A 22739-nucleotide genomic window follows, 5' to 3' on the forward strand; every position below is an offset into this window, starting at 1 on the left:
CGGCCACCGCGAGCGCCGCCCACCCGGCGTCCGGTACCTGCTCCGCCCGGCGTGGCACCACGGCGGACTCCCCTCACGCAACGGCGAAGATCACGGTCGTGGGGATCAACTCCCCATCGCGCGGAGGACCTCCGCCTCCTTCTCGGGCGCCAGCCCGACCCGGGGGCGGTCGGGGCGAAGGGGCGGCTCACCGCCCAGGCCGCACAGCCAGGCCCAGGTGTCGGCCACGGTCCGCTCCACGGGACGGCAGCGCAGTCCCGCCGCGACGGCCCGGGAGACGTCGCCCCGGTGCATGGCGTCGTGGAACTCGCCCGGCGGAGTCCACACCGGCAGGTCCGTCCACGGCCCGACCCCCGCCGCGAGGATCCGCTCCGGGTCGGTCCACCGCAGCACGGCGCCGGAACCGGTGGCCCGCACACAGCTCTCCAGCAACTCCTCCATGGTGGCGTGGCCGGGCGGGCTCACCAGGTTGTACGGGCCGCCCAGTCCGCGCTCGGCGGCGTCCAGCGTCCAGATCGCGAGATCGCGCGCGTCCACGTACTGCAGGGGCAGGTCGCGGGGGCCTGGCGCCAGGACCTCGCCGCCCCGGGCGATGCGCAGCAGCCACCACGGCAGCCGGCCGATGTTCTCGTACGGGCCCAGGATCAGTCCCGCCCGCACCAGCAGGCCCCGGTCGCCGAAGGCCGCCTCGACGGCCATCTCACCTCCCCGTTTGGCCCTGGCGTAGTCGGCGCCGTCGCCGTCGCCGGGCGAGGCGTCGACGAGCGGGCCCGTCTCGTCCAGGCCGGCCGGGGGCGGGTAGGCGTACACCGAGCGGCTGGAGACATAGGCGTAGTGCCCCGCCCGTGGCGCCAGCACGGCCGCGGCGTCGCGGACGGCGGCGGGCGCGCCGGACCAGGTGTCGACCACGATGTCCCAGCCGCCGGCCGCCTCCTCAAGGGCGGCGAGCCCGCCGTCGGCCGTGCGGTCGCCCCGCAGCGCGGCGGCGCCGGGCGGCGGGTCGTGGCGCCCCCGGTTGAAGACCGTCACCTCCCAGCCGCGCGCCAGCGCCTCCTCCGCGGCCGCCCGGCCGACGAACTCCGTTCCGCCCAGCACCAGAAGTCTCATGGGCCGAGCGTGCCCGCCGGCGCGGCCGGGCGGAACGGCTTCACGCCCGTGGCGTAATCGCCAGGAGCCGAACCGGACCGGGCCGGGCCCTTGTGGGGCCCGGCCCGGTCCGGCTGGGGTGCCGCCGTGTCACCTCACGCGCCCGTAGCGCACGCTCTTGGTCCAGATCCTCTCCTTGCGGACGGTCTTGCCCGGCTTCGGGGAGTGCCAGATCCGTCCCTCGCCGGCGTAGATGCCGACGTGGTAGACACTGCCGCCCGAGTGGAAGAAGACCAGGTCGCCCTTCTTGCGCGACTTGGCGGAGACCTTCTTCGAGCGGTTGTACTGGGCCGCCGCGGTGCGCGGCAGCTTCTTGCCCGCCTTCTTGTACGAGTACTGGGTGAGTCCCGAGCAGTCGAACCGGTTGGGGCCGGCGGCGCCGTAGCTGTAGGGCGCGCCCTTCTTGGAGGCCGCGACCTTGAGCGCCTTGCTCGCGGGGGTGGCCGCCTCGGCCTCGGGTGCGGCGGACGGGATGAGTACCGTTCCCGCCAGGGTGGCGGCGGTGACGGCGGTGGTGATGCCCGCCCGGGACAGCGGACCCGGTATGCGTGCGTGCGCAGACATGAGTGAACCCTTCGTCATACGCCTGCGAAAGATGACCTGTCGGGTTCGGGCTGGCGAAGTTGCCCGGCCACGCGCCGCGTGGCTTCACCCCAAGGGCCGCGTCGTGCGCGGCCCGCCTTGCTCGGGTCTCCCGCTCCTGCCGTCTCGTCATGGTCCGTTTCTCACCCGGGCGGCGGCAGGATTGGGCGTCCGTCCGGGCGGCCCCGCCCTTCAGCGGGGACTTGCGGTCTTCTACGGATAGTGCGTCAGAAAAGCTCCCGATCGGTCGATCGAAGGCGTTTTGTGAACATGCTCACTGTCGGCCCGCCGGCAGAGGCGCCCGTTCCGGGGGCTGACCGGCCGGCGTGTGAAGAGGCCTGCCGGCAGCGGGTGTTGGGCCCTCCCGGACATGCGCCGACGGCCTGGCGGCCGGTTCGCGGGCCGGTTCGGCATGTCACCCGGATCAGCCCGAATGGCTGCGGTCGTGTCGGGTGAACGCGGCGGGTCGCGAAGCGGCCTGCAGGCCGGGCGGGGGCTGCGGACCGCCGTGGAGGGGGCGTCAGATGCGCCAGGAGCGGATGCGGTCGGCGGCGGTGAAGACGTCCGCCGCGCCGGAGAGGATCTCCCGGGCCAGGTCCACCAGGGCGCCGTAGGGGGCGTCGATGCCCTCGCCGGAGGCGTGCATGTAGGCGACGGCGGTGGCGCAGGCGAACCGCGCGTTCCCGGCGGGCAGGGGCCTGAGCAGCACCAGCGTGTGCAGCAGGGCCGCGGCGCGCCAGGCCGGGTCCGGATCGGTCCCCAGCCGCGGCGGGTCGACCCGGTGGCGGGCGACGGCCGCGACGAGGGCGGAGAAGTCGGAGATCGCCGGCTGGTCCGGGAGGACCTCCTCGTGCCGCTGCAGCAGCCAGGGCACGTCTATGTGGACGACGGGTGTCACGGTTCGGCCCGGCCCCCGCTTCAGGCGGCCCGGCCCGGGGCTCCCCCGCGGGGCTCGTCGTCGGGGAACGCGTCGGCGAACGCCTGCTCGGCGGCGGGGTCGGAGAAGAAGCGGCGGAAGACCTCGGCAGCCTCCTTCAGAGCCCGGTGGCGCGCGATGTCGGCGGCGGTGGCCTCGCGCACCAGTGCCTTCATCGTCATCCCGCGCTCCCGGGCGATCTCCCGCAGGTCCTGGAGCTCCTGGTCGCTGAAGTCCACGTTCAGAGCCGACATGCCCCAACGGTACTGCGCCGGTACCGGTGCGGCAATCACCGCAGGCCGAAGCGGTGGCCGCCCGGTACCCGCCGGGCGGGCCGGCCGTGGGACCGGCGGCCCGCCGGGCGGGGCGGGAGGTCAGCGGACGTGCACGCCCGAGACGGTGCGGGCGATGACCAGGCGCTGGATCTCGCTGGTGCCCTCGAAGATCGAGTAGATCGCGGCGTCCCGGTGCATGCGCTCCACCGGGTACTCCCGGGTGAAGCCGTTGCCGCCGAGGATCTGCATCGCCTGGGCCGTGACGCTCTTGGCGGTCTCGCCGGCGAACAGCTTGGACATCGACCCCTCGGCGCCCTCGAAGGGCCTGCCCGCCGCCGCCATCCACGAGGCCCGCCAGACCAGCAGCCGGGCGGCGTCGATGCGGGTGCGCATGTCGGCGAGCTGGAAGGCGATGCCCTGGTTGTCGATGATCGGGCGGCCGAACTGCACACGGGTCTTGGCGTAGTCCAGGGCGACCTCGTAGGCGGCGCGGGCGATGCCGACGGCCTGGGCGCCCACGGCGGGGCGGGAGGCCTCGAAGGTGGCCATCGCGGCGTTCTTCACCCTCCCCCGGCCTCCGGCCGGGGGGACCCCCATCTCGCTTCGCTCGCCGCCCTTCTTCGCCTCCTTCGCCCGCTCACGGGCGCGGGCGAGGCGCTCGTCGAGCTTGTCCTTGCCGCCCAGCAGGCAGTGGCCGGGCACGCGGACGTCCTCGAGCACCACCTCGGCGGTGTGGGAGGCGCGGATGCCGTGCTTCTTGAACTTCTGCCCCTGGGACAGGCCGGGGGTGTTCGGCGGGATCACGAAGGAGGCGTGCCCCCTGGAGCCGAGTTCGGGGTCGACGACGGCGACGACGACGTGGACGTTGGCGATGCCGCCGTTGGTGGCCCAGGTCTTGGTGCCGTTGAGCACCCACTCGTCCTTGGCCTCGTCGTAGACCGCGCGGGTGCGCATGGCCGAGACGTCCGATCCGGCGTCCGGCTCGGAGGAGCAGAAGGCGGCGACCTTCACGTCGTTCGCGTCGCCGTACATCTGGGGGATCCAGGTGCCGATCTGCTCCTCGGTCCCGTTGGCGAGCACGCCGACGGCGGCCAGCGCGGTGCCGACGATCGACAGGCCGATGCCCGCGTCGCCCCAGAACAGCTCCTCCATGACCATGGGGATGCTCAGACCGGTGGGGTCGAAGTACTGCTGGGCGTAGAAGTCGAGCGAGTACAGGCCGATCTTGGCCGCCTCCTGGATGATGGGCCAGGGCGTCTCCTCGCGCTCGTCCCACTCCGCGGCGGCGGGGCGCATGACGTCGGCCGCGAAGCCGTGGATCCATTCCCGTACGGCCTTCTGGTCGTCGTTGAGGTCGAGTGCGAACTCCGCCATGGAAGCCCCTCCATCCGTTGTTACTAGCGGTAACGTGAATATGTTACCGGCCAGTGCGATGTCAACCTCCCACCGTCGGCGCCCTCCCCCGCGCCCCGCGGGTGTTACGTTGCGCTCAGGCGGCAGCGAGGCGTCACAGCAGGCTCGGGGAGGCCGAGGAACATGGAGACCACACATCGGGAGGACCAGCGCAGCGCCACCGAGCGCCGCCGCCGGGAACTCCTGGAGGCCGCCGAGCGCGTGGTGCTGCGCGACGGCCCGGGCGCCTCGATGAACGCCATCGCCGCCGAGGCCGGCATCACCAAGCCCATCCTCTACCGGCACTTCGGCGACAAGGGCGGGCTCTACCGAGCCCTGGCGGTGCGGCACACCGACGCCCTGGTGGACGCGCTGCGGGCCGCCCTGGACGCCCCCACCGACCGGCGCGAGCGCGTGGAGGCCGCGCTCGACACGTACCTGGCCGCCATCGAGGCCAGGCCACAGGTCTACCGCTTCCTGATGCACCCGGCCGAGGAGCCCGGGGGCGAGCGCGGCTTCGACGTCGGCCAGTACTCGGCCCCGCTGCTGCGCAGGCTCGGCGAGGAACTGGCCACGGTGATCGCCGAACGCGTCGACCTCGGCGCCGACCGCGAGGAGCGGGCCCGGGTGTGGGGGCACGGGATCGTCGGCATGATGCACGCGGCGGGCGACTGGTGGCTGGGCGAGAGGCCCTGCCCACGGGAACGGCTGGTGCGGCACCTGGCCGACCTGCTGTGGGGAGGCCTGGCCACGGCGGAGGACCTGGCCGGCGGCCCGGGTCTGTGAGCACCGCCCCGCGGGCGTGCCCGCCGCAGCGCCCGCGGGGCGGCCCGGACTACGGAGCCCGGCGCACCGCGCGCAGCGCCCGGCGGCGGCGCAGCCCCGTGAGGCGGTCGGTGTACACGGCCCCGTCGAGGTGGTCGCACTCGTGCTGAAGGCAGCGGGCGAAGAAGCCGGTCCCCTCGATCCGCACCGGCGCCCCCGTCCTGTCGTACCCCTCCACCACGGCGCGGTCGTGGCGCTCCACGGCGGCCTCCGCACCGGGCAGGGACAGACAGCTCTCCGGACCGCGTACGATGACGCCGCCGGTCTCCACCAGGCGCGGGTTGACCACATGACCCAGGTGGCGGCGGTCCTCGTCGTCGGGGCAGTCGTAGACGAACACCCGCGAGAGGACGCCGATCTGGTTGGCCGCCAGCCCCACGCCGCGGGCGGCGTACATCGACGCGAACAGGTCCTCCACCAGGCGGTCCAGCTCCGCGCCGAAGGACACCGCCTCCGCGCAGCGCGTGCGCAGGGCCGGATCGGCCGACAGCCGCAGGGGATGGACGGAACCGGAACTTCCGGGAATGGCGCCGCGGTGCATGGGTGTCACCCTACGCCGTGTTGATCATCCAGGGGTGGCGCGGTTCGGGGCCGGGAGCGGACCTCGGTAGGCTGATCCCCGACCCAGGGGCAAGGAGGGACAAGGACGATGGCAGGCAACACGGAGCCGCTGCCGCCGCGGGCCAAACTGGCCGTGACGGCGGGCAAGGCAGCCGCGGCGGTGTCACGGGCCGCGGGCCGTGGCAGCGGGTCGGTGATCGGCGGACGGGTGGCGCTCAAACTCGACCCCGACCTGCTGGCCAAGCTCGCCCAGAACCTGGACGTCGTCCTGGTGTCGGCGACCAACGGCAAGACCACGACGACCCGGCTGATCGCCGAGGCCCTGCGGGCCGCCGGTCCGGTCGTCTCCAACGCGCTGGGCGCCAACATGCCCGCGGGCATCACCGCGGCGCTCGCCGGGAGCGGCGACGCGCGCTACGGCGTCATCGAGGTGGACGAGAAGTACCTCGCCGCGGTCGCCCGCGACGTGACCCCCAAGGCGATCGCCCTGCTCAACCTCTCCCGCGACCAGCTCGACCGCGCCGCCGAGACCCGGATGCTCGCCGAGCGCTGGCGCGAGGGCCTGTCCGGCTCCAAGGCCGTGATCGTGGCGAACGCCGACGATCCGCTGGTGGTGTGGGCCGCCTCCTCCTCCCCCAACGTGGTGTGGGTGGCCGCGGGCCAGGAGTGGAAGGACGACGCCTGGTCCTGCCCGGCCTGCGGCGGCGTGATGCAGCGCCCCGGGGACGACTGGTTCTGCGGCGAGTGCGGCTTCCGCCGCCCCACCCCGAGCTGGGCCCTGTCGGGCGACCACGTGCTGGACCCGCACGGGTCGGCCTGGCCGATCCACCTCCAGCTCCCCGGCCGGGCCAACAAGGCCAACGCCACCACCTCCGCGGCCGTCGCCGCCGCCTTCGGGGTGCCGCCCCAGACGGCGCTGGAGCGGATGTACTCGGTGACCGCGGTGGCCGGCCGCTACGACGTGGTGTCCTTCCAGGGCCGTGAGATCCGGCTGCTGCTGGCGAAGAACCCGGCCGGCTGGCTGGAGACCTTCTCCCTGATCGACGGCCCGCCGGCGCCCGTGATCCTGTCGGTCAACGCGCGCGGCGCGGACGGCACCGACACCTCCTGGCTGTGGGACGTGGACTACTCCCGGCTGGCCGGGCACCCCATCTGCGTGATCGGCGACCGCAAGCTGGACCTGGCGGTCCGGCTGGAGGTCGCGGGGGTCGACTTCCAGGTCTGCGAGAACGCCGCCGAGGCGGTACGGCAGTGCCCGCCCGGCCGGATCGAGGCGATCGCCAACTACACCGCCTTCCAGGACCTGCGCCGCATCGTCGGCAACTGATCCCGGGCCCTTCGGACCACGGCCGGGGCGAGACGGCCGAAGACGCCAGAGATGCCAGAGACGCCGAAGACACGGCGAGGATGCGAGCGAGCATGAGTGAGAGCGGCCTGCGCGTGGTGTGGGTCTACCCGGACCTGCTGAGCACCTACGGCGACCAGGGCAACGTACTGGTGGTGGAGCGGCGTGCGCGGCAGCGCAGGCTGGGCGTGCAGCGGATCGACGTCCGCTCCGACCAGCCGATCCCCACCTCCGGGGACATCTACCTGGTCGGCGGCGGCGAGGACCGGCCGCAGCGGCTGGCGGCCGAGCGGCTGCGCCGCGACGGCGGGCTGAACCGGGCCGTGGACAACGGCGCCATCGTCTTCTCGGTGTGCGCCGGCTACCAGATCCTGGGGCACGAGTTCATCAACGACCTCGGGCAGCGCGAGCCGGGCCTGGGCCTGCTGGACGTCACCAGCACCCGCGGCGAGGGCGAGCGGTGCGTCGGCGACGTGCTGGCCGACATGGACGAGCGGCTGGGCCTGCCCCAGCTGACGGGTTTCGAGAACCACCAGGGCATCACGCACCTGGGCCCGACCGCGCGGCCGCTGGCCCGGGTGCGGCTGGGCCGGGGCAACGGGACCGGCGACGGCACCGAGGGCGCCTGGAACGACACCGTCTTCGGCACCTACATGCACGGTCCGGTGCTGGCCAGGAACCCGCAGATCGCGGACCTGCTGCTCAAGCTGGCGCTGGACGTGAACGCGCTGCCGCCGGTGGACGACCGGTGGTACGAGGCGCTGCGCGCCGAGCGGATCGCGGCGGCCACCCAGCCCGCCTGACGGCCCCCGCCCGGGCAGGGGCCGCCCCCGTACGGCGCCCGTCCGGGCCGGATCGGGACCGCCCCCGGCCGGAACCCCGGCCGGGGGCGGTCCTACTCTGGTCCGAGCGGATCGGCACGAATCGGGAGAGCTGCGGATGGACCACGACGGACACGGCACGATGGCGGATCTCCCGCCGTTCACTCTCGGACGCGGCCTGGAGTTCTCCCCCGAGCCGTTCTTCCTGGTGAGCTGCCTGCTGGCGCTGGTGCTCTACGGCTGGGGCGTTCTGCGGCTGCGGCAGCGCGGCGACACCTGGCAGACCAGCCGCACGGTCTCCTTCGCGCTGGGCGTGCTGACGGTCGCGCTGGTGATGTGCACCAGGCTCAACGACTACGGCATGGTGCTGTTCAGCGTGCACATGGTGCAGCACATGGTGATCAGCATGCTGTCGCCGATCCTGGTGCTGCTGGGCGCCCCCGTGACGCTGGCGCTCCGCGCGCTCCCGGCCGCCGGACGCGGCCGCAGGGGACCGCGCGAGATCCTGGTGGCGGTGCTGCACAGCCGTTACATGCGGGTGGTCACGCACCCGGGGTTCACCATCCCGATGTTCATCGCGAGCCTGTACGCGCTGTACTTCACGCCGCTGTTCGACTTCCTGATGGAGTCGAAGGCCGGGCACATCGGGATGATGGTGCACTTCCTGGCGGTCGGGCTGGTCTTCTTCTGGCCGATCATGGGCGTGGACCCGGGGCCGCACCGCCCCGGCTATGTGATGCGGATGCTGGAACTGTTCGCGGGCATGCCCTTCCACGCCTTCTTCGGCATCGCGCTGATGATGGCCGGCGAACCGATGGTCCAGGCGTACGCGAACCCGCCCGCCTCGCTCGGGGTCACCGCGCTGGCCGACCAGAACGCCGCGGGCGGCATCGCCTGGGCGTTCAGCGAGATTCCCACGGTCATCGTGCTGATTGCACTCGTCTTCCAGTGGTACTTCTCAGAACAGCGGCAGGCTCGGCGCGACGACCGGGCCGCTGACCGCAACGGCGACCAGGACCTGACCGCGTACAACGCCTACCTGGCGTCGTTGCAGGCCCGCGGCCAGTAGTGCGCCGGGCCGAGGCCGGACAGGACGGGGCCCGGGCCGCGGCCGTGTGACGGCCGCGGCGGCCGGCGGCCCCGCTCCGACCGACTCGGGAGGAAGGTGTGAGCGATGCCGGAGACGGCGAAGGCCATGACCATCACCACGGTGGCCGCCCTGGTGCTGGTGACCGCCTACTCGGTGGCACTGGGCGGCAGCGGCTGGCTGTGGTTCGCGTGGGTGGTGCTGGGACTGGTGACCCTGGGCGTGGCGACGACGTCGCGGGGGCGGTGAGCCGCTCCGCGAAACGGACGCCCGGCCCGTCAGGAGGGGCGTGTGGGTTCCGGCGCGGACGGCGTCCGCGCCGGAACCCACACGCCCCTCCTGGCTCACCGGCTCACGGGCTCAGAAGTCGAACACCGCCCCGGTCTGCCTGAGGAGGTCGCAGGCGTTGGGGAACTCCGAGCGCCAGTGGATCCGGCTCCCCCGCCAGGTGCCCGTGGCCTCGGCCACCACGGGCCTGTGCTCGTTGGTGCAGTCGCTCCGGCGGTCGGAGAGCCTGCGCAGTTCGCCCCCGGACCGGTCGATGTCGCGGCAGGCCTCGGCGGCGCGGGGGTGGGGGCCGCCACCGCCGTCCGGGCAGACCAGCATCACGCCCCGCGTCCAGGTGTCCTCGGCGTCGGAGACGGTCAGGAAGACCTCGCCGCGGGCCGGCTCGGGCCCGGGGGCCTCGGCGAGGGCGGCGGACGCCGGAGCCAGGAGCGCGGCGGCGGCAGCGGCGGCGACGACGGTGGTGCGGGGGCGCGGGAACATGCTGGCCTCCAGGGGGGCAGGGCACGATTGCGCGCCCAAGACCACCGTGGCGGAGCATCCCGGGCAAGGAACCTCGCCCGGCCCTTCACCCGGCCGGCGGACACCGCTCCCCCGGCCGGGGCCCGCGGTCCCACCGTCCGGTCTCCCGCGCCCGAGCCGCTCCCCCGGCACGGACGACATCCCCGCATGTACGCGGGTCTAGGATGCATACATGTCGAAGGTACTGAATAAACTTCCAGTCGGTGAGCGCATCGGCATCGCGTTCTCAGGAGGTTTGGACACCTCTGTGGCGGTGGCGTGGATGCGCGAGCGCGGCGCCGTCCCCTATGCCTATACGGCCGACGTCGGCCAGTACGACGAGCCCGATCTGGCCGACGTGCCGGAACGGGGCCTGGCGTACGGCGCCGAGCGGGCGCGGCTGGTCGACTGCCGCGACGCCCTGGTCGAGGAGGGCCTGGCCGCCCTGGCCTGCGGTGCCTTCCACATCCGCTCGGCCGCGCAGACCTACTTCAACACCACCCCGCTCGGCCGTGCGGTGGTGGGCACCCTGCTGGTGCGGGCGATGCGCGAGGACGACGTCTTCATCTGGGGGGACGGGTCCACCTACAAGGGCAACGACATCGAGCGGTTCTACCGCTACGGTCTGCTCGCCAACCCCGGCCTGCGGATCTACAAGCCCTGGCTCGACCGGGCGTTCGTGGCCGAGCTCGGCGGGCGCCACGAGATGTCCGCCTGGCTGTCGCAGCGGGACCTGCCCTACCGCGACTCGGCCGAGAAGGCGTACTCGACGGACGCGAACATCTGGGGCGCCACGCACGAGGCCAAGCGGCTGGAGTACCTCGACACCCCGATGGAGATCGTGGCCCCGATCATGGGTGTCCGCTTCTGGGACCCCGAGGTCGACATCCCCGCCGAGGACGTCACCGTGGAGTTCGAGCACGGCCGCCCCGTGCGGATCAACGGGCGCGCGTTCCCCAGCGCGGTCGAACTGGTGCGGGAGGCCAACCTCATCGGCGGCCGGCACGGTCTGGGGATGTCCGACCAGATCGAGAACCGCATCATCGAGGCCAAGAGCCGCGGCGTCTACGAGGCCCCCGGCATGGCACTGCTGCACGTGGCGTACGAGCGGCTGCTCAACGCCATCCACAACGAGGACACCGTGGCCATGTACCACGTGGAGGGGCGCCGGCTCGGGCGGCTGCTCTACGAGGGCCGCTGGTTCGACCCGCAGGCGCTCATGCTCCGCGAGAGCCTCCAGCGCTGGGTCGGCCGCCCGGTCACCGGCAGCGTCACGGTGCGGCTCCGCCGCGGCCAGGACTACTCCGTCCTCGACACCCAGGGGCCGTACCTCAGCTACCACCCCGAGAAGCTGTCCATGGAGCGCAGCCACGACCCGGCGTTCGTCCCGGACGACCGCATCGGGCAGCTGACCATGCGCAACCTCGACATCGCCGACTCGCGGAGCAAGCTGGAGCAGTACGCCGCCCACGGCCAGCTCGCGGCGTGGGGCGGGCTCATCGGCGAGCTGCCCCCGGGCGGCGCCGAGGCCATCTCGGCGGGCAGCCACGAGGGAGGGGAGACACCGGTGGACTCCGACGCGCTCGACCACGCGGCGATCGAGTCGGGTACGGACTGAGGCCGGCCGCGGCCGCCCGGGCGCGAGGCTCCCGGCGGGCGTTCCGCCCGCGGGCGGCAGCCGTCCGCCCGGGCTTCGCGTTTCCCGTCCCGGGCCGCAACCGGGCGGCCCGGGGAGCGGGTTGGCGGGAGCGGGTTGGCGGGAGCGGGCCGTCGCGGGAGCCGCCGCCCGGCGGGCGCGGGCACGGTGCTGGAAGGGGGCCGGAGGGGCGCCGGAGGTGGTCGCACACCGCGGCGCCCGCGCATAGACTGAACCCTCTCCGATCGTCTGCCCGGCCGCTTCCCGGCCGCTCCTCGGCCGGGGGGAGAAGCAGTTCGCAGGCCCGTCCGGTGCGGTAGGGAGCCACCCCGTGTTCTACTACGTGCTCAAGTACGTCCTGCTGGGCCCGCTGCTGCGACTGCTGTTCAGGCCCCGGATCGAGGGGCTGGAGAACGTCCCGGACGAGGGCGCGGCGATCATCGCCGGAAACCATCTGTCGTTCTCCGACCACTTCCTGATGCCCGCGATCCTGCACCGGCGCATCACCTTCCTCGCCAAGGCGGAGTACTTCACGGGGCCGGGCCTGAAGGGCAGGCTGACCGCCGCGTTCTTCCGCAGCGTGGGGCAGATCCCGGTCGACCGCTCGGGCCGCGGCGCCGGGCAGGCCGCGGTCGAGGAGGGGCTGCGGGTACTGCGCCGGGGGGAGCTGCTCGGCATCTACCCCGAGGGCACCCGGTCGCACGACGGACGGCTGTACCGGGGACGGGTCGGCGTCGCCTCCATGGCCCTCAGGGCGAGGGTGCCGGTGGTCCCGTGCGCCATGGTGGGCACCTTCGAACTCCAGCCGCCGGGCAGGGTGCTGCCGAAGATCGGACGGGTGACCATCCGCTTCGGCGAACCGCTGGACTTCTCGCGCTTCGCGGACCAGCACGGCGAGCGCACGGTGCTGCGCGCGGTCACCGACGAGATCATGTACACCATCATGAACCTCTCCGGCCAGGAGTACGTGGACCTGTACGCGCCCGACGCCAAGGCCGCGCAGGTGAAGGCCCGCAGGAGCGGCGACGACGCGGACCCGGCCCCGGGGAACGCCGCTCCTTAGGACCGGTACCGCCGGGAGCGGCCGCCCGGCGCGGCGGACCGGCAGGCGGCCGGTGCCCGGCCTTCCGCGTGCTCCCGCACGTCCCTTCGCGCTCTCCGCGCGCCCTCTACACGCCCCGGTGCCCCGGCCTCCGGTCCCCGGCGGGCGGGGCGGGGTGGTGCGCCGCGATACCGAAGCGGCCCCGTTCGCCCGGAGCGGACGGCACTTCGCGCACGGCCGAGACCGTACTGATCACCCCGTCCCGCTCACCGGCGTCCTGCTCCTCCAGTCGTTCCAGGTCAGCGGCGGTCACCAGGGCCACCAGCGGCTTCCCGTGGCGCGTCACCACCACCCGTTCGCCGCCGTACACCACGCGATTGATCAGGTCGGCGAGTTCCGCACGGGCTTGCGTCACCGGAATTTCGTAGGCCATGCTCCCAGCATAACCGTATGTACGTCCTGTACATTTTGTACGTCGCCTGTGTGCAGGGCGCCTCGCCGAGCCCACGGAGGGATCCCACCGCCATGTACCGATCCGCCGCCCCGTCACCCGCCCGTCCCGGCCGGCCGGCCGCCCGCTACGTGCTGCCGGAGTTCACCGAGCGCACCGGCGACGGCGTCCGGACGCTGGACCCGTACTCCAAGCTGCTCCAGGAGCGCATCGTCTTCCTCGGCACCCCGATCGACGACGCCTGCGCCAACGACGTCATGGCACAGCTGGTCCACCTCGAACACGCCGCACCCGAGCGGGACATCTCGCTCTACATCAACTCCCCCGGCGGATCCTTCACCGCGATGACCGCGATCTACGACACGATGCGGTTCGTCTCCTGCGACATCGAGACCGTCTGCCTGGGGCAGGCCGCCTCCGCGGCGGCCGTGCTGCTCGCGGCGGGCACCCCCGGCAAGCGCCTGGCCCTGCCCGGGGCGCGCGTCATGATCCACCAGCCCTCCCTCCCCGAACCCGTCCGGGGACAGGCCCGGGACCTGGAGATCCAGGCCGGGGAGATGCTGCGCACCCGGGAGAGGCTGGAGGGGATGCTGGCCGAGCACACCGGGCAGCCGCCGGAGCGCGTCCGGCGGGACATCGAGCGGGACACCTTCCTCGACGCCGAGGGCGCGGTGGCCTACGGGCTCGTGGACCGGCTGACGGCCGGCCGCAAGGGGCCCCGCGCCGTGCGCGCGCCGAGGTGAGCGGGCAGGCGGGCCGGATGCCTCCGGAGCCCCCGCCCCTGCCCGCCCTGACCCGCGCCGAGGGCGAGCTGGTCGACCGCTACCTGGAGGTGGTCGACCTGCTGGGCAGGATCAACCCCGCGCGCGGGCGCGACACCTACGGGGCCCTGCGCGCCGCCCAGGCGCTCGCCGGCCGGGCGGCGGCGCTGCGGGACGCGCTGACGGTGATGTACGAGCGCGGTGAGACGGAGCTCCACGCCCACACCCTGGCACGGGCGCTGCGCGTGCTGGACGGGCGGCGGCGCGCGGGTCTGGTCGGGCTCCCGCCGGAGTCCGGGAGCTGAGAGGCCGGCCGTACGGGCCCGGGCCCGCACGGCCGGAGCCGTACCGGGTCGGCGGCGAGTGACGCGCCCCCGGGCGGCAACACCGGAGCACATGACCGACCGCCACGAGACACCCCTGGAACGCGCCGACCGCAACTTCGTCGAGCTGCTGCAGGAACTGAGGGTCATCCAGACGGGCGTCCAGATCCTCTTCGCCTTCCTCCTCACCCTCGCCTTCACCCAGCGCTTCACCGGCCTCGACACGGTGCAGCGCGGCACCTACGTCACCACGCTGCTGCTGGCCGTGACCGCCTCCATCCTCTTCACGGCACCCGCGGCACTGCACCGGGCGCTGTTCCGGCGCGGGGTCAAGCGGCTGATCGTCGACGTGTCCTCGCGGCTGGCCGGAGCCGGGCTGGTCGTCCTCGCCCTGGCGCTGACCGGGTCCGTGCTGCTCGTGGTGGACGTGGTGCTGGGAAGGGCCGCGGGGATCGCGGTGGCGGCGTGCGTGCTGGCGTTCTGCGCGGCGGTGTGGGCGCTGCTGCCCTTCGGGCTGCGCCGCAGGGCCGCGGGGAGGCGGAGCCGTACGGCGGACCCGCCCCCGGGGCGGTAGGCGGACACCGGGTGAGACGCCGGCCGCACGGGCGGTCAGGCGTCCGGCCGTACGGGCGGCGCGGTGCGCGTGACGGTGGCCGCGGCCGCGTCCAGCTCGGCCTCCGTCAGGTCGGCGCGGGCGGTCAGCCGCAGCCGGGAGATCCCGTCGGGCACCGACGGCGGGCGGAAGCAGCCGGCGGCCAGCCCGGCGCCGCGGCAGTCGGCGGCCCAGCGCACGGCCGCCTCCGGAGAGGGCGCGCGCACCGACACCACGGCGGCGTCCGGGCGGGTCGCGTCCAGACCGGCGCCCGCCAGCCGCTCGTACAGTCCCGTCGCAACCTCGCGGACGCGGGCGGAGCGGCCGGGTTCGGCCCGCAGCAGCCGCAGCGCGGCGAGTGCGGCGCCGGCGGCGGCCGGGGCGAGGCCGGTGTCGAAGACGAAGGTGCGGGCGGTGTTGACCAGGTGGTCGATCACCCGGGCCGGCCCGAGGACCGCGCCGCCCTGGCTGCCGAGCGCTTTCGACAGCGTGGCGGTGGCCACCACGTCCGGGTCTCCGGCCAGGCCCGCGGCGTGGAGGGCGCCCCGGCCGCCGTCGCCCAGGACGCCCAGGCCGTGCGCGTCGTCCACCAGCAGCGCGGCCCCGTGTCCGCGGCAGACGGCGGCCAGTTCGGCGAGCGGCGCGGCGTCGCCGTCGACGGAGAAGACGGAGTCGGTGACGGCCACGGCGCGGCCGGCGAAGCCGTCGAGCGCCTTGCCCACGGCACCGGGGTCGGAGTGCGGGACGACGGCGGTCTCCGCCCGGGACAGCCGGCAGCCGTCGATCAGGGAGGCGTGGTTGGCGGCGTCGGAGACCACCAGCGTGCCGCGGTCGGTCAGGGCGGTGACCGCGGCGAGGTTGGCCGCGTAGCCGGAGGAGAACACCAGGGCCGCCTCGAAGCCGCAGAAGTCGGCGAGTTCCGCCTCCAGTTCGGCGTGCAGCTCGGTGGTGCCGGTGACCAGGCGGGAGCCGGTGGCGCCCGCGCCCCAGCGGCGGGCGGCGGCCGAGGCGGCGGCGACGACCTCCGGGTGCCGGGCCAGGCCCAGGTAGTCGTTGCCCGCGAGGTCGAGCAGGGGGGAGTCGGCGGGCCGGGGGCGCAGGGAGCGCACCAGGCCCGCGCGGCGGCGCAGTTCGGCGTGCTCGTCGATCCAGTCGAACGGGTCCGGGGTGCTGCGGTGCTCCTGCGGCATGGCGGGCCGTCCCTCGCCTTCTGTCGGTTCCGCCCAAAGGTAGTGGCGGACGGACCCGCACAGGGTGTGGCGATACACACACCTTCCATCCGCCTGGTTGTGGGGGTTCGTCCTTGGCCGCGGGCGGGCGCGTAGGCGAGGATCAGCGCCATGGACCTGCTGAAGACGCTGGTGGACAAGGGGCTGCGGCGCGAGCTGCCCACGCGCGAGGAGGCGCTGGCCGTACTGGCCACCTCCGACGACGAACTCCTCGATGTGGTGGCCGCGGCCGGCAGGGTGCGGCGTCAGTGGTTCGGCCGGCGGGTGAAGCTCAACTACCTGGTCAACCTGAAGTCCGGGCTGTGCCCGGAGGACTGCTCGTACTGCTCGCAGCGGCTGGGCTCGAAGGCCGACATCCTCAAGTACACCTGGCTGAAGCCGGAGGAGGCCGCCGCGGCGGCCGGAGCGGGCGTGGCCGGGGGCGCCAAGCGCGTGTGCCTGGTGGCCAGCGGGCGCGGGCCCACCGACCGGGACGTGGACCGGGTCTCGAAGACCATCGCCGCCATCAAGGAGCAGAACGAGGGCGTGGAGGTGTGCGCCTGCCTGGGCCTGCTCTCCGGCGGCCAGGCCGAACGGCTGCGCGAGGCGGGCGCGGACGCCTACAACCACAACCTCAACACCTCCGAGGCCACCTACGGGGAGATCACCACCACCCACACCTACGCCGACCGCGTGGAGACGGTCCACCAGGCGCAGGCGGCCGGACTGTCGGCCTGCTCGGGGCTGATCGCGGGCATGGGCGAGTCGGACGCGGACCTGGTGGACGTGGTCTTCTCGCTGCGCGAACTGGACCCGGACTCGGTGCCGGTGAACTTCCTCATCCCCTTCGAGGGGACCCCGCTGGCCAAGGAGTGGAACCTCACGCCGCAGCGCTGCCTGCGCATCCTGGCGATGGTCCGCTTCGTCTGCCCCGATGTGGAGGTCCGGCTGGCCGGCGGGCGCGAGGTGCACCTGCGGTCCATGCAGCCGCTGGCCCTGCACCTTGCCAACTCCATCTTCCTGGGCGACTACCTCACCAGCGAGGGCCAGGCGGGCAAGGCCGACCTGGAGATGATCGCCGACGCCGGTTTCGAGGTGGAGGGCGCCGGGGAGCGGACCCTGCCGGAGCACCGGGCGGACGTGCTCGCCGCGTCCGGCGGAGGCTGCGGCGGACACGGCGGCGCGGAAGCCGGCGGGGGCTGCGGGCCGTGCGGCGGCGGTGACGCGGACGGCACGGACACGGCGGGCGCAGGGAACGCAGCGTGCGCGGCGGGCACAGCGGGCGAGCCCGCCTCGGATGCGGCCGGGGAGGCGGAGGCCGCCGGGGCGCCCGGACGGGCCCGCACCGATCTGGTGGCGGTGCGGCGGCGGGGCGCGGGCACGGAGCTGCCGCCCAATGCCTGACGCCGACGTCCCGCTCCCCCTCTCCCCCGACCCCTCCCACGCCCCTTTCCTCCCCCCTCCCCCGGGCCTCTCGCCCGAGGAGTTGACCGAGCTCGACCGCCGCCACGTCTGGCACCCCTACGGCCCGATGCCCGGCCGCTCCGAGCCGCTGGTCGTCTCCTCCGCCTCCGGGGTCCGGCTGCGGCTGGCACGCCCGGCCTGGGGCAGCGTGGAACTGGTCGACGGGATGTCGTCGTGGTGGTCGGCGATCCACGGCTACAACCACCCGGTGCTCAACGACGCGGCGCGCGCCCAGCTGGAGCGGATGAGCCACGTGATGTTCGGCGGGCTCACGCACGAGCCCGCCGTACGCCTGGCCAGACGGCTGGTGGACATCACCCCGGAGGGGCTGGAGCACGTCTTCCTCGCCGACTCCGGTTCGGTGTCGGTCGAGGTCGCCGTCAAGATGTGCCTGCAGTACTGGCGTTCGCTGGGACGGCCGGGCAAGCGGCGGCTGCTGACCTGGCGCGGCGGCTACCACGGGGACACCTGGCAGCCGATGTCGGTGTGCGACCCCGAGGGCGGCATGCACCACCTGTGGTCCGGGACGCTGCCCGAGCAGGTCTTCGCGGACGCTCCGCCGGACGGCTTCGGCTCCGGCCCCGACCCGGCCTACGAGGCGCATCTGAGGGAGCTGGTCGCCTCCCGCGCCGAGGAGCTGGCCGCGGTGATCGTGGAGCCCGTGGTGCAGGGCGCGGGCGGGATGCGCTTCCACTCCCCCGCCTATCTGCGGGTGCTGCGCGAGGCGTGCGACGAGCACGGCGTGCTGCTGGTGTTCGACGAGATCGCCACCGGCTTCGGCCGCACCGGCTCCCTGTTCGCGGCCGGCCACGCGGGAGTGGTCCCCGATGTGATGTGCGTGGGCAAGGCGCTGACAGGCGGTTACCTGACGATGGCCGCGACCCTGTGCACGACGCGGGTGGCGGAGGGCATCTCGCGCGGCGAGGTGCCGGTGCTGGCCCACGGACCCACCTTCATGGGCAATCCCCTGGCGGCGGCGGTGGCGGGGGCCTCCCTGGACCTGCTGCTCGCCCAGGACTGGGCGGGCGAGGTGAAGCGGATCGAGGCCGGGCTGCGCGACGGGCTCGCCGGGGCCGCCGCGCTGCCGGGGGTGCGGGACGTGCGCGTGCTGGGAGCGATCGGGGTGGTCCAGCTCGACCACGAGGTGGACATGGCGGCGGCCACCGAGGCCGCGGTGCGCGCGGGCGTGTGGCTGCGGCCGTTCCGCGACCTGGTGTACACCATGCCTCCCTACGTCACCGGTGACGAGGACGTGGCGCGGATCGCGGAGGCGGTGTGCGCGGCGGCGCGCGCCGGCTGAGAAGACGGGGCGGAAAGCGGGCACGGGGACGTCCCCGTGCCCGAAAGAGCGAGGAGAGGCGCGAAGATGTCGGTGCTGGTCGTCACCGGGACGGGCACGGAGGTGGGCAAGACCGTGACCACGGCGGCGCTGGCCGCCGCGGCGGTGGCGGCGGGCCGCTCGGTGGCCGTGCTCAAACCCGCGCAGACCGGGGTGGCCGAGGGCGAGCCGGGGGACGCGGCAGAGGTGCGGCGGCTGGCGGGCGCGGACGTGACCGCCGTGGAACTCGCCCGCTACCCCGAGCCGCTGGCCCCCGAGACGGCGGCGCGCCGTGCCGGTCTGCCCCGGGTGCGTCCCGAGGCGGTGGCGGAGACGGCGCGGGCGCTGGAGGAGGAGCACGACCTGGTGCTGGTCGAGGGCGCGGGCGGGCTGCTGGTGCGCTTCGACGACCGGGGATCGACCCTCGCCGACGCCGCGCGGCTGCTGGGCGCCCCGGTGCTGGTGGTCGCCGCGGCCGGGCTGGGCACCCTGAACGCGACGGCGCTGACGGCCGAGGCGCTGCGCTCCCGGGGCCTGGAGTGCGCCGGTGTGGTGGTCGGCAGCTGGCCGCGCGAGCCGGATCTCGCGGCCCGCTGCAATCTGGCGGACCTCCCGGTGGCGGCGGGCGCCCCGCTGGCGGGGCTGCTGCCGCAGGGGGCGGGCTCGCTTGAGCCCCCGGTCTTCCGCGGGCGGGCGGCGGGCTGGCTCTCCCCGCGGCTCGGCGGCTCCTGGGAGGGTGAGGTACGGCCGGCGGGGAGAGAATGGGAGGGCGCACCCAGGTGACCGCCCTTTCCGGAGGATTCCCATGGCTGCCCGCCGCAGGTCCGCGCCCGAGGCCGTGCACCACCCCGTCTTCGCGCGCTACTACGCCCGCTTCGCCCCGGCGGTGGACGAGCGGGCCGGGATCGGCGCGCACCGCACCGAGTTGCTGGCCCCGCTGTCCGGCCGGGTGGTCGAGGTCGGGGCGGGCAGCGGCCTGAACTTCGGCCGCTACCCGGACGCCGTGCGCGAAGTGGTGGCGGTGGAGCCGGAGCCCCTGCTGCGGCGGGCCGCGCGGGACGCCGCGGCGCGCGCCGCGGTCCCCGTTTCCGTGGTCCCCGGCGTCGCGGAGGAGCTCCCGCTGGACAGCGGGGCGTTCGACGCGGCCGTGGTGTCGCTGGTGCTGTGCTCGGTACGGGACCCCGACCGCGCCCTGGCCGAGATCCGGCGGGTGCTGCGGCCGGGCGGCCGCCTGTGCTTCTACGAGCACGTCCGGGCCGGCGGCACCGCCATGGCGCTCACCCAGCGGACGCTGGACCGCACCGTGTGGCCGCACCTGTTCGGCGGCTGCCACACCGCGCGGGACACCGTGGCCGCGATCGGGGCGGCCGGCTTCACCGAGGTGTCACTGCGGCGGCTGCGGGTTCCGGAGGGAGGCGTGCCGACGCCGGTCTCGGCACACGTCCTGGGCAGTGCCCGGCGGCCCTGACACCGCCGGGCGGGCGCGGGCGGGCGGGCGGCGGCCGGGGGTGTCGTGGCGTTTCCCGCCGCCGCCTCGTGGATGGATGGCCCCGCACCGGGTACGGCCCTATCAGTCCCGGCTCCCGCGAGGGAGCCGTCCGTCCGAGCCGGGAGGTGCGGTGTCCACTGACGCGGAGAAGACCGGCGAGGCGCCGGAGGCCGGGCGGCCCGCCGCCCGGGCCCGCGCGCTGACCAAGACGTACGGCAGCGGTGAGACGGCCGTGGTGGCGCTCGACTCGGTGGACGTCGACATCGCCGAGAGCCGGTTCACCGCGGTGATGGGCCCGTCCGGCTCGGGGAAGTCGACGCTGATGTACTGCCTGGCCGGGCTGGACACCGTCACCGAGGGGAGGGTGTGGATCGGCGGCACCGAGATCACCGGGCTGGGGGACGCGGAGCTGACACGGCTGCGGCGGGACGAGATCGGCTTCGTGTTCCAGTCCTTCAACCTGCTGCCCACCCTGACGGCCCTGGAGAACATCACGCTGCCCATGGACATCGGGGGCCGCAGGCCGGATCGGCGATGGCTGGACACGGTGATCGACACGCTCCGGCTGCGGGACCGCCTCGACCACCGGCCCACCCAGCTCTCCGGCGGCCAGCAGCAGCGGGTGGCCTGCGCCCGCGCGCTGGCCTCCCGCCCGAGGCTGGTCTTCGCCGACGAGCCGACCGGCAACCTCGACTCGCGTTCCGGGCTGGAACTGCTGGACTTCCTGCGCCGGGCGGTGGACGACCTGGGGCAGACGGTGGTGATGGTGACCCACGACCCGGGCGCCGCGGCCCACGCCGACCAGGTGCTCTTCCTGGCCGACGGGCGGATCGTCGACGAGATGCCGAGCCCCACCGCCGAGGCGGTCCTGGAGCGGATGAAGCGGTTCGACCCCGTGCGGCAGTACTGACCCGCCCTTCCCCGCCGTCTCCGGTGAGCCGCCGGGACACCGCGGGGACACGTCGGGACGCTGTCGTCCACCCCCGAACGCGTACCCGGCCGCGCCCGCCCGGGGGCACGAGCCCGTCCCGGATCCCGGAACCGTGAGGAGAGCCGTGTGACACGACCGTTCCGCTTCGGCGTCAACCTGGTCGCCCTCGACTCCCGCGACGCCTGGCGCGCCAAGTGCCGCCGCGCCGAGGAGCTGGGGTACGACGTGCTGCTCGTACCCGACCACCTCGGCGCTCCCGCCCCGTTCCCGGCGCTGGTCGCCGCGGCCGAGGCGACCCGGAGGCCCCGCGTGGGCACCTTCGTGCTCAACGCGGGCTTCTGGAACCCCGCCCTGCTGGCCCGCGAGGTCGCCACCTGCGACCGGCTGACGGGCGGACGGCTGGAACTCGGGCTGGGCACCGGGTACGTGCGCTCCGAGCACGAACGGGCCGGGCTGCCGTGGGGATCGCCGGGCGAACGGGTGGACCACCTGGAGCACACCGTCGCCGAGCTGGACCGCCTGCTGTCCGACCCCGAGCACGTCCCATCGCCCCGGCAGCGGCCCCGTCCGCCGCTGCTGATCGGCGGCAACGGCGACCGGGTGCTGCGCCTGGCCGCCCGCCGCGCCGACATCGCCGCCTTCACCGGAGCCCGGCAGGCCCCCGGCGCCCCCGAAGGCGTCATCCACCTGATCAGTCCGGACGAGCTGGAGGAGCGGACGGCCGCCTACCGCCGCTTCGCCGCCGGCCGGGACGAGCCCGCCGAGCTGAACTACCTCGTACAGCGGGTGGTCGTCACCGACGACCGGCGCGCGGTGGCCCGCGAGCTGGTCCCGTACGCCCTGGGCGCGACGGAGGAGGAGCTCCTGGAGCACCCGGCCCTGCTCACCGGCAGCGTGGGGCAGATCGCCGAGCAGGTGCGCGCTCACCGCGACCGGTACGGCTTCAGCTACATCTGCGTGCTCGACCCGTTCATGGAGACCTTCGGACCGGTGATCGAGGAGTTGCGGGGCAGCTGACGCTCCCCTGGTGACCACATGCCGAAACACCGCACGTCCGCTGCCCGGCCGGTGCTGGGATACCGCCATGGACGATCTTGTGAACGGCTCCGGTCTCCGGATTCGGGCGGCCCTCGCCGCGGACATCGACGCCGTGCTGGCCTTCTGGGCGGAGGCCGCGGAGGGCATGAGCATCAGCGACGACCGCGCGGGCGTGGCGCGGTTGATCGAACGGGACCCGCAGGCGCTGCTGCTGGCGGTGCCCGGCGGAAACCCGGCGGATCCGGCGGACCGGGAAGCCCCGGCGGCCGGGCCGGTGATCGGCTCGGTGATAGCGGGCTTCGACGGCTGGCGCTGCCATCTGTACCGGCTCGCGGTCCATCCGGCGCACCGCCGCCGCGGTGTGGCCTCGGCCCTGCTGGCGGCGGCCGAGGCGCGGTTCGCCGCGCTGGGCGGGCGGCGGGGCGACGCCATGGTGCTCGACCGCAACGCCTCCGCCCACCATGCCTGGCGTGCCGCGGGGTACGCGCCGCAGCCGCAGTGGAGCCGCTGGGTGAAACCGCTGGACTGACGGGTGCGTCCCGGCGGGCCGACGGCTCCGGGGAGCGTACGGCCGCTCGCATACGATGGACAGCCCATCGCGCGTTCGCGCCGTGTGCCGCGGTTCCCGCGTCCACGGCGCGCGTGCCCGACAGACATCCCAGAGAAAGGTGTGTGAGCGTCCGCCCATGGGCGAGCCTCCCAGTAGTCCCGGCAGCAGAACCGGCAGCCGAACCGGCCGTGACCCCGGCC

The 22739-nt window shown here is 74.2% G+C and carries 26 protein-coding genes and 1 riboswitch; of the genes, 17 read left to right on the forward strand and 9 right to left on the reverse strand.

Annotated features, from left to right (window positions below):
* Positions 1 to 105: 105 nt before the first annotated feature.
* The 5 genes from BMY40_RS11455 to BMY40_RS11475 form a co-directional block, all read right to left on the reverse strand.
* Complete coding sequence (locus BMY40_RS11455; protein ID WP_093658294.1) at positions 106 to 1107, reverse strand: NAD-dependent epimerase/dehydratase family protein; 1002 nt, start codon at positions 1105 to 1107, stop codon at positions 106 to 108.
* A 129-nt stretch (positions 1108 to 1236) separates the two neighbouring features.
* Complete coding sequence (locus BMY40_RS11460) at positions 1237 to 1710, reverse strand: C40 family peptidase (RefSeq protein WP_093658296.1); 474 nt, start codon at positions 1708 to 1710, stop codon at positions 1237 to 1239.
* Between the two features lie 3 nt (positions 1711 to 1713).
* Positions 1714 to 1870, reverse strand: a riboswitch (cyclic di-AMP (ydaO/yuaA leader).
* A gap of 378 nt (positions 1871 to 2248) precedes the next feature.
* Positions 2249 to 2626: a toxin Doc gene (locus BMY40_RS11465; RefSeq protein ID WP_093658298.1), complete on the reverse strand. Its 378-nt coding sequence runs from the start codon at positions 2624 to 2626 to the stop codon at positions 2249 to 2251.
* Between the two features lie 20 nt (positions 2627 to 2646).
* Positions 2647 to 2898 carry a hypothetical protein gene (locus tag BMY40_RS11470; protein ID WP_093658300.1) on the reverse strand — a complete coding sequence of 84 codons (252 nt, stop codon included), beginning with the start codon at positions 2896 to 2898 and terminating at the stop codon, positions 2647 to 2649.
* Between the two features lie 120 nt (positions 2899 to 3018).
* Entirely contained in the window at positions 3019 to 4293 is a 1275-nt protein-coding gene (locus tag BMY40_RS11475; protein WP_093658302.1) for an acyl-CoA dehydrogenase family protein, read from the reverse strand.
* A gap of 162 nt (positions 4294 to 4455) precedes the next feature.
* Between BMY40_RS11475 and BMY40_RS11480 the strand changes: the two genes are divergently transcribed.
* A complete protein-coding gene (locus BMY40_RS11480; protein ID WP_093658304.1) occupies positions 4456 to 5097 on the forward strand; it encodes a TetR/AcrR family transcriptional regulator in 642 nt (213 codons plus the stop codon).
* 49 nt (positions 5098 to 5146) lie between these two features.
* Here the strand turns inward: BMY40_RS11480 and def are convergent, their stop codons facing one another.
* Positions 5147 to 5677, reverse strand: a complete 531-nt coding sequence (gene def / locus BMY40_RS11485) for a peptide deformylase (protein WP_093658306.1) — start codon at positions 5675 to 5677, stop codon at positions 5147 to 5149.
* 108 nt (positions 5678 to 5785) lie between these two features.
* Between def and BMY40_RS11490 the strand changes: the two genes are divergently transcribed.
* From BMY40_RS11490 to BMY40_RS28035, 4 genes are all read left to right on the forward strand, one after another.
* A complete protein-coding gene (locus BMY40_RS11490) occupies positions 5786 to 7024 on the forward strand; it encodes a MurT ligase domain-containing protein (protein ID WP_093658308.1) in 1239 nt (412 codons plus the stop codon).
* A 92-nt stretch (positions 7025 to 7116) separates the two neighbouring features.
* On the forward strand, positions 7117 to 7845 hold the full coding sequence (locus tag BMY40_RS11495; RefSeq protein WP_093658310.1) for a type 1 glutamine amidotransferase: 729 nt from the start codon (positions 7117 to 7119) through the stop codon (positions 7843 to 7845).
* Positions 7846 to 7981: 136 nt separating this feature from the next.
* Positions 7982 to 8932, forward strand: coding sequence for a cytochrome c oxidase assembly protein (locus tag BMY40_RS11500; RefSeq protein ID WP_093658312.1), 951 nt, complete (start codon positions 7982 to 7984; stop codon positions 8930 to 8932).
* A 105-nt stretch (positions 8933 to 9037) separates the two neighbouring features.
* Positions 9038 to 9199, forward strand: coding sequence for a hypothetical protein (locus BMY40_RS28035; protein ID WP_177213965.1), 162 nt, complete (start codon positions 9038 to 9040; stop codon positions 9197 to 9199).
* A gap of 111 nt (positions 9200 to 9310) precedes the next feature.
* Here the strand turns inward: BMY40_RS28035 and BMY40_RS11505 are convergent, their stop codons facing one another.
* The gene (locus tag BMY40_RS11505; protein WP_177213966.1) at positions 9311 to 9718 is read right to left on the reverse strand and encodes an SSI family serine proteinase inhibitor; all 408 of its coding nucleotides are present in this window, start codon (positions 9716 to 9718) and stop codon (positions 9311 to 9313) included.
* A gap of 211 nt (positions 9719 to 9929) precedes the next feature.
* Between BMY40_RS11505 and argG the strand changes: the two genes are divergently transcribed.
* Both argG and BMY40_RS11515 read left to right on the forward strand, forming a co-directional pair.
* Complete coding sequence (gene argG / locus BMY40_RS11510; protein ID WP_093658316.1) at positions 9930 to 11354, forward strand: argininosuccinate synthase; 1425 nt, start codon at positions 9930 to 9932, stop codon at positions 11352 to 11354.
* Between the two features lie 349 nt (positions 11355 to 11703).
* Positions 11704 to 12435, forward strand: a complete 732-nt coding sequence (locus BMY40_RS11515) for a lysophospholipid acyltransferase family protein (protein WP_093658318.1) — start codon at positions 11704 to 11706, stop codon at positions 12433 to 12435.
* A gap of 106 nt (positions 12436 to 12541) precedes the next feature.
* On the opposite strand, the gene BMY40_RS11520 is transcribed toward BMY40_RS11515, so the two are convergent.
* On the reverse strand, positions 12542 to 12847 hold the full coding sequence (locus BMY40_RS11520) for a type II toxin-antitoxin system Phd/YefM family antitoxin (RefSeq protein ID WP_093658320.1): 306 nt from the start codon (positions 12845 to 12847) through the stop codon (positions 12542 to 12544).
* Between the two features lie 92 nt (positions 12848 to 12939).
* Here BMY40_RS11520 and BMY40_RS11525 point away from each other — a divergent pair, with 92 nt between their 5' ends.
* From BMY40_RS11525 to BMY40_RS11535, 3 genes are all read left to right on the forward strand, one after another.
* Positions 12940 to 13608 (forward strand): ATP-dependent Clp protease proteolytic subunit, encoded by a 669-nt coding sequence (locus tag BMY40_RS11525; protein ID WP_093658322.1) that lies wholly within the window; start codon positions 12940 to 12942, stop codon positions 13606 to 13608.
* 17 nt (positions 13609 to 13625) lie between these two features.
* Positions 13626 to 13931, forward strand: a complete 306-nt coding sequence (locus BMY40_RS11530; protein ID WP_093658324.1) for a hypothetical protein — start codon at positions 13626 to 13628, stop codon at positions 13929 to 13931.
* A 91-nt stretch (positions 13932 to 14022) separates the two neighbouring features.
* Positions 14023 to 14523: a DUF6328 family protein gene (locus tag BMY40_RS11535; RefSeq protein WP_093658326.1), complete on the forward strand. Its 501-nt coding sequence runs from the start codon at positions 14023 to 14025 to the stop codon at positions 14521 to 14523.
* A 35-nt stretch (positions 14524 to 14558) separates the two neighbouring features.
* Here the strand turns inward: BMY40_RS11535 and BMY40_RS11540 are convergent, their stop codons facing one another.
* On the reverse strand, positions 14559 to 15731 hold the full coding sequence (locus BMY40_RS11540) for an 8-amino-7-oxononanoate synthase (protein WP_093658328.1): 1173 nt from the start codon (positions 15729 to 15731) through the stop codon (positions 14559 to 14561).
* 150 nt (positions 15732 to 15881) lie between these two features.
* Here BMY40_RS11540 and bioB point away from each other — a divergent pair, with 150 nt between their 5' ends.
* The 7 genes from bioB (at position 15882) to BMY40_RS11575 (ending at position 22518) form a co-directional block, all read left to right on the forward strand.
* On the forward strand, positions 15882 to 17153 hold the full coding sequence (gene bioB / locus BMY40_RS11545; RefSeq protein ID WP_093658330.1) for a biotin synthase BioB: 1272 nt from the start codon (positions 15882 to 15884) through the stop codon (positions 17151 to 17153).
* Positions 17146 to 18513: an adenosylmethionine--8-amino-7-oxononanoate transaminase gene (locus BMY40_RS11550; protein ID WP_093658332.1), complete on the forward strand. Its 1368-nt coding sequence runs from the start codon at positions 17146 to 17148 to the stop codon at positions 18511 to 18513. Before bioB ends, BMY40_RS11550 begins: the two co-directional genes overlap by 8 nt.
* Positions 18514 to 18579: 66 nt before the next feature.
* Complete coding sequence (bioD, locus tag BMY40_RS11555) at positions 18580 to 19314, forward strand: dethiobiotin synthase (protein ID WP_093658334.1); 735 nt, start codon at positions 18580 to 18582, stop codon at positions 19312 to 19314.
* Positions 19315 to 19336: 22 nt separating this feature from the next.
* A complete protein-coding gene (locus BMY40_RS11560) occupies positions 19337 to 19999 on the forward strand; it encodes a class I SAM-dependent methyltransferase (protein WP_093658336.1) in 663 nt (220 codons plus the stop codon).
* A 151-nt stretch (positions 20000 to 20150) separates the two neighbouring features.
* Entirely contained in the window at positions 20151 to 20930 is a 780-nt protein-coding gene (locus tag BMY40_RS11565; RefSeq protein WP_245770016.1) for an ABC transporter ATP-binding protein, read from the forward strand.
* Positions 20931 to 21077: 147 nt separating this feature from the next.
* Complete coding sequence (locus BMY40_RS11570) at positions 21078 to 21968, forward strand: LLM class F420-dependent oxidoreductase (protein WP_093658340.1); 891 nt, start codon at positions 21078 to 21080, stop codon at positions 21966 to 21968.
* Between the two features lie 67 nt (positions 21969 to 22035).
* Complete coding sequence (locus tag BMY40_RS11575) at positions 22036 to 22518, forward strand: GNAT family N-acetyltransferase (protein ID WP_093658342.1); 483 nt, start codon at positions 22036 to 22038, stop codon at positions 22516 to 22518.
* The last annotated feature ends 221 nt before the right edge of the window (positions 22519 to 22739 follow it).

Source organism: Streptomyces radiopugnans, assembly GCF_900110735.1.
Classification (GTDB): domain Bacteria; phylum Actinomycetota; class Actinomycetes; order Streptomycetales; family Streptomycetaceae; genus Streptomyces; species Streptomyces radiopugnans.